The sequence below is a fragment of the Sphingopyxis sp. GW821-FHT12F08 genome (assembly GCF_058806755.1).
Map to the genome: position 1 here is coordinate 461,896 of NZ_JBXAQA010000003.1, position 13,675 is coordinate 475,570.

The window sequence follows — 13,675 nt, forward strand, 5'->3', positions numbered from 1 at the left end:
CTATATCCTCCTTATAGCAAGCGAGGGGAGGGGCGCATGGCGGGCACGGCATTGGTCACCGGGGGCAGCGGCTATATCGCGGGCTTCCTGATCCGGCAGCTGATCGACAATGGCTGGCACGTCCACACGACGGTGCGCAGCCTGGCGCGCGAGGGCGAGGTGCGCGGCTGGCTGAATGTCGACAACAGCAAGCTCAGCTTCTTCGCCGCCGATCTCGAGCATGACGCCGGCTGGGCCGAGGCGATCGCGGGCTGTACGCACGTCGCGCATGTCGCCTCCCCTTTTCCGCTTGCTGTGCCCAAACATGCCGATGAGCTGGTCGTTCCGGCGCGCGAGGGCGTGCTGCGGGCGTTGCGCTTCGCCCGGGCAGCCGACATCAGGCGCTTCGTTTTGACCTCGTCGATGGCGGCGATCGCCTATGGCCATGGCAAGGGGCGCGAGCTTTACAGCGAGGCCGACTGGACCAACCTCGCCAATCCCGAGGTCATGCCCTATCCGCGCTCGAAGACCGTCGCCGAGCGCGCCGCGCGCGACTGGGTCGCGGCCGAGGGCGGCGACATGGAGTTCGCCTCGGTCAATCCCGCGGCGGTGTTCGGGCCGTTGCTCAGCGACGATCTGTCGACCTCGATCGAGGTGGTGAAGCAATTGCTCGAAGGCAAGGTGCCGATGTGTCCCGACGTCGGCTTCGGCATCATCGACGTGCGCGATGTCGCCGACATGCATTATCGAGCGCTGACGATGGAGGGGATCAAGGACGAGCGCTTCGTCTGCTCGGGACCGTTCCTGAAATTCGTCGACGTCGCGAACATATTGACCGCCAATCTGGGCGCGCGGGCGCGCAAGGTGCCGACGCGCAAGATGCCCGACTGGCTGCTCAAGGCGCTCGCGCTCTTTCGGCCGGAGCTCAAGCAGGTGGTCGCCGAACTCGGCAATGTCCGGGGCGGCGACAGCAGCCATGCGATGGCGCGCCTCGGCTGGATGATGCGGCCGACGGAGGAAGCGATATTGGCGACGGCGCATAGCCTGATCGAGCGGGGTATCGTGAAGGTCTGATTCCCCTCCCGCTTGCGGGAGGGGCTAGGGGAGGGCATGTTTCGTTGCTCACTTCCCTAACAAGCCCTCCCCCGACCCCTCCCGCAAGCGGGAGGGGAGTTATCGTCACGCAATGGTCGGCACGATCCCGCCTTCGGCGCGGATCGCGGCGCCGTTGGTTGCCGCGGCGAGCGGGCTTGCGAGGAACGCTACCGTCGCGCCGATCTCGTCGGCATCGATCAGGCGGCGGATCAGTGACAGCGGGCGCAGCTCGTCGAAGAAGGCCGCTTCGCGCTCGGCTTCGGGCGCGTCGGGGTTCGACACCACCGACTGGATGAAGTCGACGATACCCTCCGAGCGCGTCGGCCCCGGCAGCACCGAATTGACCGTCACGCCGCTACCTTTGGTCTGCTCGGCGAGCCCGCGTGCGATGGTGAGCTGCGCGGTCTTGGTCATGCCGTAGTGGATCATCTCGGCAGGGGGCAGCAGCCCGCTCTCGCTCGCGATGAAGATCACCCGGCCCCAGTTCTTCTCGAGCATCTTCGGGAAATAATGGCGCGACAGCCGCGCGCCGCTCACCACATTGACCTCGAAGATATGGTGCCAGTCGGCATCGCTGATTTCGGCGAAGGGCTTGGCTTCGTAGATGCCGAGATTGTTGACGAGGATGTCGACCGCGGGAACCGCGGCGATCAGCGTCGCGGCACCCTCGGCGGTCGCGGGGTCGGCGAGCACGGCGCGGATCGTCCCCGCCTGCGCCAGCTCGGCGGCGGCCTCGTCGAGCTTCGCCTGGTTGCGGCCGGTGATGACCACCGCGACGCCCGCCTCGGCGAGGCGCTTGGCGATCGCGAAGCCGATGCCGGCGGTCGATCCGGTGACGAGGGCGGTCTTGCCTTGAAGTTTCAGGTCCATGATGCGTCTCCTTGGATGGAAGCCATTTTGATGAACCGAAGATAGCGTTGCCGGCCATTGTTGATTAGAATGTCACTTGTCATTTCAGAAGTGATTCAGAATCATGGATAACCGGTTCGGCGATATCGAGACCTTTCTCGCGGTGGCGAGCGGCGGCAGCTTCGCCGCGGCGGCCAAGGCGCTGCGGCTGACTCCGTCGGCGGTGAGCCGCAGCATCGCGCGGCTCGAGCAGAGGCTGGGCACGATCCTCTTCCGCCGCACGACGCGCTCGCTCGCGCTGACCGCCGAGGGCAGCGCCTATCGCGACCGGATGAGCGTGCTGCTCGCCGAGATCGAGACCGTCGAGAGCGATCTTGGGCGCGAGAAGCAGGGGCCGCGCGGGCTGCTCCGCGTCAACGCCTCGCCCTCGATCGGGGTGCCCCTGCTGCCGATCCTGCCGAAATTTACGGCGCGCTATCCCGAGATCGTCCTCGACCTCGCGCTCTCCGACACGGTCGTCGACCTGGTCGAGGAGCGCGCCGATATCGCGATCCGCATCGGCCCGCTGCGGGACACCCGCCTGCGTGCGAAAAAGCTCGGCCACAGCCGCATGGTCCTCGTCGCGAGCCCGGCCTATCTCGCGCGGCGCGGGACGCCGCACACCCCTGTCGAGCTCGACGGGCACGACTGCCTGCGCTTCAGCTTCCGCCGCTCGATCGACAGCTGGCCCTTCCGTATCGGCGGCCGGACCGTGTACCGCCCGGTCCCCGGCAGCTTTTTCGGCAATTCGGGCGAGTTGGTGCGCCAGATGGCGGTCGCGGGGGGCGGGATTTCGCGCCACGGCCATTTCCACGTCGCCGCCGACCTTGCTGCAGGGCGGCTCGTCGAGCTGCTCGCCGATTACCACCCCGGCGACGGCGAGGATATCCACGCGCTCTACGCGCCCGAAGACCGCGCCGCCGCGCGCATCCGGGCCTTCCTCGATTTCCTCGACGAGGAGCTGGTGATCGCCGGCTAACCGATGCGGTACGGCACCACGTCGCGCCGGTCGGGGTCGACGAGGATCGGGCGGTCGCTCGGCGGGAAGGCGCGCTGGTCGCAATCGTCGCGCGGGCAGATGCGGCACGACGATCCGATGCGCGTCGCTGCCTGCGGGGCGGCGACGTCGACCCCGTCGGCATAGACGAAGTCGGCGGCATATTGCGCCTCGCAGCCGAGCGCGACGGCGTAGCGGCGCGGGCTGCGCGCGTAGCTGCCCGAGGGTTTCACCAGCCCCTTCGCCATCGACACATAGCGCAGGCCATCGGGGGTCTCGGCGAGCTGGAACAATATGCGGTCGGGGATCGCCGCTGCCTCGTGCACGATCCACAGCGGGCAGGCGCCGCCGAAGCGCGCGAACTGCAAGCGGGTGGCGCTGTGCCGCTTGGTGATATTGCCCGCCATGTCGACCCGGCAGAAGAACATCGGGATGCCGCGCGCGCCGGGGCGCTGGAGGGTCGAGAGGCGGTGGCACGCCTGTTCGAAGCTTACCCCATAGTCCATACGCAGCCGGTCGATGTCGTGGCGTACCGCGCGCGCGCTGGCGCGGAAGGGGGCATAGGGCATCAGCACCGCGCCCGCGGCGTAATTGGCGAGCCCGACGTGAAGCAATTGCCGTGCCGCCGCGGTGCGCAGCGGGCTGGCCTCGACCACCGCGGCGATCTCGTTCGCGAGCGCGAGTGCGGCGAGCTGGTGCGCGAGCTGGAAGCGGCGGCTTTCGGCGGGCTGCGAGGGGTCGATCACCAGGTGGCGCATCGTCGCGTCATAATCGCGCAGCGCCTGCGCCTGGTTATAGACGATCGAAATGCCGAGCGCGTCGCGCAGCCGCCGCTCGATCGTCTCGATCGCGGGCGAGGGTTCCTTGCCGCGCAGCTGGCCCGCGAGCGCCTCCGCGGCGCGGTCGATGCTGTCGACATAATTGCCCGCGTCGTGGAACCAGTCGCGCACCTCCTCCCACGGCAGGCGGCTGCCCTCGGCGGTCCCGCCGGTCAGCGCCTCGTCGATGATCTGCAGCCGCTGTCCTGCGCGGCGATAGGCGGCGTGGAGCGCGACGAACTGGTCGGCGAGTTGCGGCTGCTGGAGCGCGGCGCGTTCGAGCTGTTCGGGGGGCAGGGGCGATGCCGCGAACAGCGGGTCGGCCGCCGCCTCGCGCAGCGCGCCGGCGCGGCGATCGCCCGTTTCGGCGGCGACCTCCTCCCATTCGAGCGGGAAGAGCTTTTGCAGCCGGTCGAGGAGGGCGGGGGTGAGCGGACGGTCGTCATGCTCGATCTGGCTTAAGTAGGAGGCGGAGATACCGAGCTGGCCTGCGAAGTCGGCCTGCCGGATCGCGCGGCTTTCGCGAAGCCCGCGAAGCTGGCGTCCGGCGTAGAGGCGGGTGGGTTGCATAGCGCAAGGCTACTTTGCAAATCCGGACTTTGCAACTTTGCAAATTCGCATTTGCATCGTGCGCTGCGCGGGCGCAGACGGCATGTTCCAGAAAACCGGAGAGCCGCATGTCCGCCAATATCGCCGAAATGGAAGCACGCCGCGCCGCCGCCCGCCTGGGCGGGGGGCAGAAGCGCATCGACGCGCAGCACAGCAAGGGCAAGCTGACCGCGCGCGAGCGGCTCGACGTGCTGCTCGACGAGGGTTCGTTCGAGGAGCTCGACGCCTATGTCGAGCATGATTGCGTCGATTTCGGCATGCAGGACCAGAAGATCCCGGGCGACGGCGTCGTCACCGGCTCGGGCACGATCAACGGCCGGCTCGTCTATGTCTTCAGCCAGGATTTCACCGTCTTCGGCGGCGCGCTGTCGAAGCGCCACGCCGAAAAGATCTGCAAGATCATGGACAAGGCGATGCAGGTCGGCGCGCCTGTCATCGGCCTCAACGACAGCGGCGGCGCGCGCATCCAGGAGGGCGTCGCTTCCTTGGGCGGCTATGCCGAGGTGTTCCAGCGCAACGTGCTCGCCTCGGGCGTGGTGCCGCAGATCAGCCTGATCATGGGCCCTTGCGCGGGCGGCGCGGTTTACAGCCCCGCGATGACCGACTTCATCTTCATGGTGAAGGACAGCAGCTATATGTTCGTGACCGGTCCCGATGTGGTCAAAACGGTGACCAACGAGGTGGTGACGCAGGAGCAGCTTGGCGGCGCGATCACGCATACGACCAAGAGCTCGGTCGCCGATCTGGCGTTCGAGAACGATATCGAGACCCTGCTCGCGGCGCGCGATTTCTTCGATTACCTCCCCGAAAACAACCGCAGCGGCGTGCCGGTGCGCCCGACGAGCGACCCTTATGATCGCGCCGAGGACAGCCTCGACACGCTCATCCCGCCCAATGCCAATCAGCCGTACGACATGCACGAGCTGATCCGGAAGACCGTCGACGAGGGCGATTTCTTCGAAGTGCAGCCGGCGCATGCGGGCAATATCATCTGCGGTTTCGGGCGCATCGAGGGGCGCACGATCGGCATCGTCGCGAACCAGCCGCTGGTGCTCGCGGGGGTGCTCGACATCAACTCGTCGAAAAAGGCCGCGCGCTTCGTGCGCTTCTGCGACGCGTTCGAGATCCCGATCATCACCTTCGTCGATGTCCCCGGCTTCCTGCCCGGCACCGCGCAGGAATATAACGGCATCATCAAGCATGGCGCGAAACTGCTCTTCGCCTATGCCGAGGCGACGGTGCCCAAGATCACGGTGATCACGCGCAAAGCCTATGGCGGCGCCTATGACGTGATGGCGTCGAAGCATCTGCGCGGCGATTTGAATTATGCCTGGCCGACCGCCGAGATCGCGGTGATGGGCGCGAAGGGCGCGGTCGAGATCATCTTCCGCAAGGACATCGGCGACCCCGAAAAGATCGCCGAGCGGACGAAGGAATATGAGGACCGCTTTGCGAACCCGTTCGTCGCGGCGTCGCGGGGGTATATCGACGAGGTGATCTACCCGCACTCGACGCGCAAGCGGATCGCGGTGGGGCTGCGCAAGCTACGGAACAAGCAGCTCGAGAATCCGTGGAAGAAGCACGATAATATTCCGCTGTGAGTGAACTGCCGGGCTGCTGAGGCGAACGCGATGGAATTTCTCTGGGCCGCGATTTCGGTGTGCTGGACGCTCGGCGCTTGGGTCGTCGCGCGCAGCGCGTGGATGATGGCGCGCCACTGGGGGCAGGCGGGCGTCATCGACCGTGGCATGGGCCGCGGGCTGACGCGCGAGGCCAATCCGGCGGGCTTCGCGCTGGCGGTGCATGGCACGCAGGCCGTCGCGGCGCTGGCGCTGGTTTTCGTCGCGATCGGGATCGCGATCACGTTTGGATGGATATCGAGGGCCTTATGAAACTGGGACGTTTGAACCATATCGGCGTCGCGACGCCGTCGATCGCCGACAGCATCGTCTTTTACCGCGACGTGATGGGCGCGACGAAGATCCACGCGCCGTTCGACCTGCCCGAGCAGGGCGTCAAAGTGTGCTTCGTCGACACGCCGGGTGCCGACGGCGCGCTGAACGGCACACAGATCGAGCTGATCGAGCCATTGCCCGGCAATGAATCGATCGCCGGTTTCCTGCAGAAGAACCCCGCCGGAGGCCAGCATCACATGTGCTACGAAGTGCCCGACATCCACGCCGCCAAGGCCGAATTCGAGGGCATGGGCAAGCGCGTGCTCGGCGAGCCGCGCATCGGGGCGCACGGGACCTTGATCTTCTTCCTGCACCCCAAGGACATGGGCGGGGTGCTGACCGAGATCATGGAGACGCCGAAGGGCGCGCATTGATGATCTTCTACGACAGCCCCAATCCCGCGCCCAACCCGCGCCGCGTCCGCATCTTCGCGGCGGAGAAGGGGATCGACCTGCCGAGCAAGACGATCTCGATCGTCGCGGGCGAGCATAAGGCGCCGGCCTATCTCGCGATCAATCCGCGCGGCCAGACCCCTGCGCTGAAGCTCGACGACGGATCGGTGCTGACCGAGAGCGTCGCGATCTGCCGTTATCTCGAGGCGCTGCATCCGGACGCGCCGTTGTTCGGCACGAGGCCTGCCGAGATCGGCGCGATCGAAATGTGGATCCGCCGTATCGAACTGGTGCTGATGGAGCCGACCGGCAAGGTGTGGGTGCACACCCACCCCTTTACCGCGCGGTTGCCGATCCAGCGCTTTCCCGACTATGGCGAGACCAACCGCCCGCGCGTGCTCGACGCCTTTGCGATGTGCGACACCGCACTCGCCGGGTCGCCCTGGCTGGCGGGCGCGGCGTATAGCATGGCCGATATCCTGCTGCTCACCACCTTAGATTTTGCCGCCTTCATCGGCATCCCGATCCCCGAAGACCTCGTCCATCTGCGCGCCTGGCACGACCGTGTGTCGGCCCGGCCCAGCGCGCAGGCCTGAAAGCAAAGACCATGACCGACAAACCGACCCTCGACCAATGGGCCGACGCCGCCGCCAAGGAAGTGAAGGGCAAGGACCTCACCTGGGCCACCCCCGAGGGGATCGACGTCAAGCCGCTCTACACCGCCGAGGATGTGCAGACCGATCCGGGCCTGCCCGGCTTCGCGCCGTTCACGCGCGGCGTGCGCGCGTCGATGTACGCCGGACGGCCTTGGACGATCCGGCAATATGCGGGCTTCTCGACCGCCGAGGAATCGAACGCCTTCTATCGCCGCAACCTTGCCGCGGGGCAGAAGGGGTTGTCGGTCGCCTTCGACCTCGCGACCCACCGCGGCTATGACAGCGACCACCCCCGCGTCGTCGGCGACGTCGGCAAGGCGGGCGTGGCGATCGACAGCGTCGAGGATATGAAGATCCTGTTCGACGGCATCCCGCTCGACCAGATGTCGGTCAGCATGACGATGAACGGCGCGGTGATCCCGATCCTGGCCTTCTTCATCGTCGCGGGCGAGGAGCAGGGGGTCGAGCGCAAATTGCTCGACGGGACCATCCAGAATGACATCCTCAAGGAGTTCATGGTCCGCAACACCTATATCTACCCGCCCGAGCCGAGCATGCGGATCATCAGCGACATCTTCGGCTACACGAGCCGCGAGATGCCGAAGTTCAACAGCATCTCGATTTCGGGCTATCATATGCAGGAAGCCGGCGCGACGCAGGTGCAGGAGCTGGCCTTCACCATCGCCGACGGCATGGAATATGTGAAATATGGCGTGGCATCTGGCCTCGACATCGACAAATTCGCCGGGCGGCTGAGCTTCTTTTTCGCGATCGGCATGAACTTCTTCATGGAAATCGCCAAGCTTCGCGCGGCGCGCGTGTTGTGGCACCGCGCGATGACCACGCTCGGCGCGCAGGACGAGCGGTCGAAGATGCTGCGCACGCATTGCCAGACGTCGGGCGTGTCGCTGACCGAGCAGGACCCGTACAACAATGTGATGCGCACGACGATCGAGGCGATGGCGGCGATGCTCGGCGGTACGCAGAGCCTTCATACGAACGCGCTCGACGAAGCGATCGCACTGCCGACCGATTTCTCGGCGCGCATCGCACGCAACACCCAGATCGTCATCCAGGAAGAGACGGGGATGACCAAGGTCGTCGATCCGCTCGGCGGCAGCTATTATGTCGAGGCGCTGACCCAGCAACTCGTCGATGCGGCGCAGGAAATCATCGACCGCGTCCAGGCCGAGGGCGGCATGGCGAAGGCGGTCGCGGCGGGCTGGCCCAAGGCGATGATCGAGACCGCCGCCGCCTCGCGGCAGGCGCGCGTCGATCGCGGCGACGATGTGATCGTCGGGGTGAACAAATATCGCCTGAAGGACGAGGATCTGCTCGAAACGCTCGAGGTCGACAACGCCAAGGTGCGCGAGGGCCAGATCGCGCGGATCAACAAGACCAAGGCGGGCCGCGACGAAGCGGCGTGCCAGGCGGCGCTGAAGGCGCTGCGCGACGGGGCGGCGGGCCAGTCGAGCATCGAGAACAACCTCCTCGCGCTCGCGGTCGAGGCGGCGCGCGCGCGCGCGACGCTCGGCGAAATCAGCTCGGCGATGGAGGAAAGCTTCGATCGCTACGGCACCCAGCCGACCCCGGTGAAGGGCGTCTATGCCGCGCCTTACGAAGGCGATGCGCGCTGGCAGCAGGTGCTCGACGGCGTCGCGGCGGTCGAACGCCGCATGGGGCGCAAGCCGAAATTGCTCGTCGCCAAGATGGGGCAGGACGGGCATGACCGCGGCGCGAACATCATCGCCTCGGCGTTCGGCGACATGGGCTTCGACGTGGTGTCGGGGCCTTTGTTCCAGACGCCCGAGGAGACGGTGGTGCTGGCGCTCGACAGCGGCGTCGACGTCGTCGGCGCGTCGAGCCTCGCCGCCGGGCACAAGACGCTGATCCCCGAACTGATCGGCAAGCTGCGCGAAGCGGGGCGCACCGACATCAAGGTGATCGCGGGCGGCGTCATCCCGCCGCAGGATTATGACTATCTGCGCGATGCCGGGGTGCAGGGGATTTACGGCCCCGGATCGAATGTCGTGGAGTGCGCGGCGGACGTGCTGCGTTTGCTCGGCCACAATATGCCCCCTCTTGGAGAAGCCGCATGACCAACGAAATCAACATGTCCCCCTCCCGCTTGCGGGAGGGACTAGGGGAGGGCATGTCCGCATCGCCGTCCTTCAAACAGGCCCTCCCCCGACCTCTCCCGCAAGCGGGAGGGGAGAGCAGGATCGACTGGACCCGCGAGGAAATCGCCGAGCTGTTCGACCTGCCGTTCGATGAGCTGATGTGGGAGGCGCAGGGCGTCCACCGCCGCCATCATGCGCGCGGCGAGGTGCAGCTGTGCACCTTGCTCAGCATCAAGACCGGCGGCTGCGTCGAGGATTGCGGCTATTGTTCGCAGTCGGCGCATGCCGAGACCGGGCTCAAGGCGACCAAGCTGATGGACGTTCGCGCGGTGCTGCAGGCCGCGGCGCAGGCGAAGGATGCCGGCTCGCAGCGTTTCTGCATGGGCGCCGCCTGGCGCAACCCCAAGGACCGCGATATGCCCGCGATCGTCGAGATGATCGAGGGCGTGCGCCAGATGGGCATGGAAACCTGCATGACGCTGGGGATGCTGACCAAGGAACAGGCGCAGCAACTCGCGGTCGCGGGGCTCGACTATTATAATCATAATGTCGACACGAGCCCGGAGAATTACGGGAATATCATCTCGACGCGGACCTTCCAGGACCGGCTCGACACGCTCGAAGAGGTCCGGAGTGCCGGGATCAACGTCTGTTCGGGCGGGATCGTCGGCATGGGCGAGACGCGGAGCGACCGCGTCGGCTTCATCCATGCGCTCGCGACCTTGCCGCGCCACCCCGAAAGCGTCCCGGTCAATGCGCTGGTGCCGGTGAAGGGCACGGTGCTCGGCGACATGCTCGCCGATACCCCGCTGGCGCAGATCGACGAGATCGAGTTCGTGCGCACCGTCGCGGTCGCGCGCATCACCATGCCGCTGTCGATGGTCCGCCTGTCGGCGGGGCGCGAGAGCATGTCGGAAGGATGCCAAGCGCTCTGCTTCATGGCGGGCGCGAACAGCATCTTCACCGGCGACAAGCTGCTGACCACGGGCAACCGCGGCGACAGCGCGGATGCGGCGCTGTTTGCGAAGCTGGGGATCGTGCCGATGGTGAGCGAAGAGCCGATGCGCCAGGCGGCTGAAATGGAGGTCGTGGGTCTATGATATTCTCGACATTGATCGCGCTCGCCGCGGCGACGCAGGAACTCGATCCCGATTGCACCGATCCGTTGTCGGCGCCTCCCGGCTGCCCCAATGTGGAATTTGTCCGCGCCGAAGCGGCGCTGGACCAGCAGTGGGAATGGACCGTCGCGGGCATGAAGGCGCGCGACGGCCGGCTTGACCGCATCGATGATGACCGTCCGGGCTATGTCGACACATTGCAGGCGGCGCAGCGGGCGTGGCTGATCTATCGCGATCAGCATTGCGCCAGCGAGGGTTATGAGGCGCGCGGCGGGTCTTTGGAGCCGGTTTTGATCGTGACCTGCAAAACGAAACTGACCCGGCAGCGGACCGAACAGCTGAAAGCGTTGGCCGGGGAATCGCGAGTCAAATGATCCGCAAGCCGCTCCTTGGCCTGCTGAGCTCGCTCCTGCTGCTGCCCGCGTCCTGCGCGTGCGGCTATGGCGCGAACCGGATGCAGGGCGTGCGGCTGGGGACCGAGGCGGGCGCGGACTCGCCGCTGTGGATCGAGAATCTGCTGTGGCTGGGCGCGCTGGCGCTGATCATCCTGTGGGCGCGGCAGGTGTCGAAAATCTATCGGACCGAACCGGCCGAGAAGGAGACGGGCGAATGATGCTGATGTCGTTGATGCTGCTGGCCGCCGCCGCACAGGAGCCCGAGATCGATTGCGAGAACCCGCAATATCAGGTCGAGATGAACTTCTGTGCGGGCAAGGATTATGACGCCGCCGATGCGGAGTTGAACGCGCAATACAAGCGGACCGTCGCGGCGCTGAAGGCGCGCGACAAGGATATCGACCGCAGTTACGACACCCAGCCGACGCATTACGACACGCTGCTCGCGGCGCAGCGCGCGTGGCTCGCCTATCGCGACCAGCAGTGCCTCTCCGAAAGCTTCGCCGCGCGCGGCGGAACGATGGCGCCGATGCTGCACAGCGGCTGCATGGCGCGGCTGACGCGGGAACGCACCGAACAACTCAAGGCACTTGTCGAGGAATATTGATGTTCAAGAAAATCCTGATCGCCAACCGCGGCGAAATCGCCTGCCGCGTCATCAAGACCGCGCGGCGCATGGGCATCGCCACCGTCGCCGTCTATTCGGACGCCGACGCGCGTGCGCCCTTCGTCCAGATGGCAGATGAAGCCGTGCATATCGGCGCGTCGCCCGCGTCCGAATCCTATCTGATCGCCGACAAGATCATCGCGGCGTGCAAGCAGACCGGCGCCGATGCGGTGCACCCGGGCTATGGCTTCCTGTCCGAGCGTACCAGCTTCGCCGAGGCGCTCGCCAAGGAAAATATCGCCTTCGTCGGCCCGCCGGTGGGTGCGATCGCGGCGATGGGCGACAAGATCGAATCGAAGAAGCTTGCGCTGGAGGCGGGGGTCAATGTCGTGCCCGGCTTCGTCGGCGAGATCGACGATACCGAGCATGCGGTACGCATCGCGAACGAGATCGGCTATCCGGTGATGATGAAGGCATCGGCGGGCGGCGGCGGCAAGGGCATGCGGCTCGCCTATGACGAGAAGGACGTCCGCGAGGGCTTCGAGGCGACCAAACGCGAGGGGCTCAATTCCTTCGGCGACGACCGCGTCTTCATCGAGAAGTTCATCCTCAATCCGCGCCATATCGAGATCCAGATCCTCGGCGACCAGCATGGCAACATCCTCTACCTCAACGAACGCGAGTGCAGCATCCAGCGCCGCCACCAGAAGGTGGTCGAAGAGGCGCCGTCGCCCTTCGTCACCGAAAAGATGCGGAAAGCGATGGGCGAACAGTGCGTCGCGCTGGCGCGTGCCGTCGGCTATTATAGCGCGGGCACGGTCGAGCTGATCGTGTCGGGCGCCGACCCGACGGGCGAGAGCTTCTACTTCCTCGAAATGAACACGCGGCTCCAGGTCGAGCATCCGGTGACCGAGGCGATCACCGGCATCGACCTGGTCGAACAGATGATCCGCGTTGCGGCGGGGGAGAAGCTCGAATTGACGCAGGACGACGTCAAGCTCGACGGCTGGGCGATCGAGAACCGCGTCTATGCCGAGGATCCGTATCGCGGCTTCCTGCCCTCGACCGGGCGGCTCGTGCGCTATCGCACCCCGGTTCCGGCGTGGGCGGGCGAGGAGCGCGGGATCGACGGCGTGCGTGTCGACGCGGGGGTCGAGGAAGGCGGCGAGGTGTCGATCTTCTACGACCCGATGATCGCCAAGCTGGTGACATGGGCACCGACGCGCGACGAGGCGGCCGACCTGCAGGTCGCGGCGCTCGACCGCTTCGAGCTCGAGGGGCTCGGCCATAATATCGACTTCCTGTCGGCGATCATGCAGCATCCGCGCTTCCGCTCGGGCGAGCTCACCACCGGCTTCATCGCCGAGGAATATCCCGAAGGCTTCCACGGCGCCGACACCGATGCCGGCGTCCTGCGCGCGCTCGCGGCGATCGCAGGCTTCATGGCCTCGGCCGAGGCCGACCGCGCGCGGCGCACCGACGGCCAGCTCGGCGACCGGCTCGACCCGCCCGCCAAATGGCAGGTGACGGTCGACGGCACGCCGCACAAGGTCAAGCTCGGCGGCAAGCATATCAGGGTCGAGGGCGACAAGGTCGATATCGCGCTTGAATATACGCCGGGCGACAGACTGGTCGTCGCCGAGATCGACGACGGCGAGCTGGCGGTGAAGGTCGCCAAGACGCGCGCCGGCTGGCGCATGACGACGCGCGGGCGTATCCACGAGGTGCGCGTGCTGCCCTGGCACATCGCGCCGCTGGCGACGCACATGATCGAGAAGGTGCCGCCCGACCTGTCGAAATATCTCATCTGCCCGATGCCCGGCCTGCTCGTCGCGCTGCACGTCGGCGAAGGCGACAAGGTCGAGGCCGGCCAGCCGCTCGCGACGGTCGAGGCGATGAAGATGGAAAATATCCTGCGCGCCGAGAAGGCAGGCACCGTGAAAACCGTCAATACGGCGCAGGGCGACAGCCTGGCCGTCGATGCGGTGATTTTGGAGATGGAATAGGCTGTTTCGGCTCGCCTAGTTTTCATCATTCCCGCGAAGG

The 13,675-nt window shown here is 66.3% G+C and carries 14 protein-coding genes; 12 read left to right on the forward strand and 2 right to left on the reverse strand.

Features of this window, described 5'->3' with window-relative positions:
• The first annotated feature begins 36 nt into the window (after positions 1–36).
• On the forward strand, positions 37–1,053 hold the full coding sequence (locus tag AC1RNQ_RS11060; RefSeq protein WP_493171188.1) for an NAD-dependent epimerase/dehydratase family protein: 1,017 nt from the start codon (positions 37–39) through the stop codon (positions 1,051–1,053).
• 105 nt (positions 1,054–1,158) lie between these two features.
• Here AC1RNQ_RS11060 and AC1RNQ_RS11065 read toward each other — a convergent pair whose 3' ends face one another.
• Entirely contained in the window at positions 1,159–1,944 is a 786-nt protein-coding gene (locus AC1RNQ_RS11065) for an SDR family NAD(P)-dependent oxidoreductase (RefSeq protein WP_493171189.1), read from the reverse strand.
• 103 nt (positions 1,945–2,047) lie between these two features.
• Here AC1RNQ_RS11065 and AC1RNQ_RS11070 point away from each other — a divergent pair, with 103 nt between their 5' ends.
• Positions 2,048–2,941: a LysR substrate-binding domain-containing protein gene (locus AC1RNQ_RS11070; protein WP_493171190.1), complete on the forward strand. Its 894-nt coding sequence runs from the start codon at positions 2,048–2,050 to the stop codon at positions 2,939–2,941.
• Here AC1RNQ_RS11070 and AC1RNQ_RS11075 read toward each other — a convergent pair.
• On the reverse strand, positions 2,938–4,347 hold the full coding sequence (locus AC1RNQ_RS11075) for a helix-turn-helix domain-containing protein (protein ID WP_493171191.1): 1,410 nt from the start codon (positions 4,345–4,347) through the stop codon (positions 2,938–2,940). The two genes, AC1RNQ_RS11070 and AC1RNQ_RS11075, sit on opposite strands and share 4 nt — an antisense overlap.
• Before the next feature lie 107 nt (positions 4,348–4,454).
• On the opposite strand from AC1RNQ_RS11075, the gene AC1RNQ_RS11080 reads away from it, so the two are divergent.
• Genes AC1RNQ_RS11080 through AC1RNQ_RS11125 form a run of 10 tightly spaced genes read left to right on the forward strand, consistent with a single transcriptional unit; the run spans position 4,455 to position 13,635 of the window.
• Positions 4,455–5,987: an acyl-CoA carboxylase subunit beta gene (locus AC1RNQ_RS11080; RefSeq protein ID WP_493171192.1), complete on the forward strand. Its 1,533-nt coding sequence runs from the start codon at positions 4,455–4,457 to the stop codon at positions 5,985–5,987.
• 30 nt (positions 5,988–6,017) lie between these two features.
• Entirely contained in the window at positions 6,018–6,278 is a 261-nt protein-coding gene (locus AC1RNQ_RS11085; protein WP_493171193.1) for a hypothetical protein, read from the forward strand.
• Positions 6,275–6,715: a methylmalonyl-CoA epimerase gene (mce, locus tag AC1RNQ_RS11090; protein ID WP_493171194.1), complete on the forward strand. Its 441-nt coding sequence runs from the start codon at positions 6,275–6,277 to the stop codon at positions 6,713–6,715. The genes AC1RNQ_RS11085 and mce overlap by 4 nt, the downstream gene beginning before the upstream one ends.
• The gene (locus AC1RNQ_RS11095; protein ID WP_493171195.1) at positions 6,715–7,329 is read left to right on the forward strand and encodes a glutathione S-transferase family protein; all 615 of its coding nucleotides are present in this window, start codon (positions 6,715–6,717) and stop codon (positions 7,327–7,329) included. The genes mce and AC1RNQ_RS11095 overlap by 1 nt, the downstream gene beginning before the upstream one ends.
• An 11-nt stretch (positions 7,330–7,340) precedes the next feature.
• Positions 7,341–9,488, forward strand: coding sequence for a methylmalonyl-CoA mutase (gene scpA / locus AC1RNQ_RS11100; RefSeq protein WP_493171196.1), 2,148 nt, complete (start codon positions 7,341–7,343; stop codon positions 9,486–9,488).
• A gap of 53 nt (positions 9,489–9,541) precedes the next feature.
• Positions 9,542–10,609: a biotin synthase BioB gene (gene bioB, locus AC1RNQ_RS11105; protein ID WP_493171197.1), complete on the forward strand. Its 1,068-nt coding sequence runs from the start codon at positions 9,542–9,544 to the stop codon at positions 10,607–10,609.
• 11 nt (positions 10,610–10,620) lie between these two features.
• A complete protein-coding gene (locus AC1RNQ_RS11110) occupies positions 10,621–11,001 on the forward strand; it encodes a lysozyme inhibitor LprI family protein (protein WP_493171198.1) in 381 nt (126 codons plus the stop codon).
• Complete coding sequence (locus AC1RNQ_RS11115; RefSeq protein ID WP_493171199.1) at positions 10,998–11,240, forward strand: hypothetical protein; 243 nt, start codon at positions 10,998–11,000, stop codon at positions 11,238–11,240. The genes AC1RNQ_RS11110 and AC1RNQ_RS11115 overlap by 4 nt, the downstream gene beginning before the upstream one ends.
• Entirely contained in the window at positions 11,237–11,629 is a 393-nt protein-coding gene (locus AC1RNQ_RS11120) for a lysozyme inhibitor LprI family protein (RefSeq protein ID WP_493171200.1), read from the forward strand. The genes AC1RNQ_RS11115 and AC1RNQ_RS11120 overlap by 4 nt, the downstream gene beginning before the upstream one ends.
• Positions 11,629–13,635 (forward strand): ATP-binding protein, encoded by a 2,007-nt coding sequence (locus AC1RNQ_RS11125; protein WP_493171201.1) that lies wholly within the window; start codon positions 11,629–11,631, stop codon positions 13,633–13,635. The genes AC1RNQ_RS11120 and AC1RNQ_RS11125 overlap by 1 nt, the downstream gene beginning before the upstream one ends.
• Positions 13,636–13,675: the final 40 nt, after the last annotated feature.

Excerpts from the sequence above, each read along its gene's own strand:
- AC1RNQ_RS11060 (WP_493171188.1), top strand. The coding sequence starts at position 37 with ATGGCGGGCACGGCATTGGTCACCGGGGGCAGCGGCTATATCGCGGGC.
- AC1RNQ_RS11065 (WP_493171189.1), bottom strand. The coding sequence starts at position 1,944 with ATGGACCTGAAACTTCAAGGCAAGACCGCCCTCGTCACCGGATCGACC.
- AC1RNQ_RS11070 (WP_493171190.1), top strand. The coding sequence starts at position 2,048 with ATGGATAACCGGTTCGGCGATATCGAGACCTTTCTCGCGGTGGCGAGC.
- AC1RNQ_RS11075 (WP_493171191.1), bottom strand. The coding sequence starts at position 4,347 with ATGCAACCCACCCGCCTCTACGCCGGACGCCAGCTTCGCGGGCTTCGC.
- AC1RNQ_RS11080 (WP_493171192.1), top strand. The coding sequence starts at position 4,455 with ATGTCCGCCAATATCGCCGAAATGGAAGCACGCCGCGCCGCCGCCCGC.
- AC1RNQ_RS11085 (WP_493171193.1), top strand. The coding sequence starts at position 6,018 with ATGGAATTTCTCTGGGCCGCGATTTCGGTGTGCTGGACGCTCGGCGCT.
- mce (WP_493171194.1), top strand. The coding sequence starts at position 6,275 with ATGAAACTGGGACGTTTGAACCATATCGGCGTCGCGACGCCGTCGATC.
- AC1RNQ_RS11095 (WP_493171195.1), top strand. The coding sequence starts at position 6,715 with ATGATCTTCTACGACAGCCCCAATCCCGCGCCCAACCCGCGCCGCGTC.
- scpA (WP_493171196.1), top strand. The coding sequence starts at position 7,341 with ATGACCGACAAACCGACCCTCGACCAATGGGCCGACGCCGCCGCCAAG.
- bioB (WP_493171197.1), top strand. The coding sequence starts at position 9,542 with ATGTCCGCATCGCCGTCCTTCAAACAGGCCCTCCCCCGACCTCTCCCG.
- AC1RNQ_RS11115 (WP_493171199.1), top strand. The coding sequence starts at position 10,998 with ATGATCCGCAAGCCGCTCCTTGGCCTGCTGAGCTCGCTCCTGCTGCTG.
- AC1RNQ_RS11120 (WP_493171200.1), top strand. The coding sequence starts at position 11,237 with ATGATGCTGATGTCGTTGATGCTGCTGGCCGCCGCCGCACAGGAGCCC.
- AC1RNQ_RS11125 (WP_493171201.1), top strand. The coding sequence starts at position 11,629 with ATGTTCAAGAAAATCCTGATCGCCAACCGCGGCGAAATCGCCTGCCGC.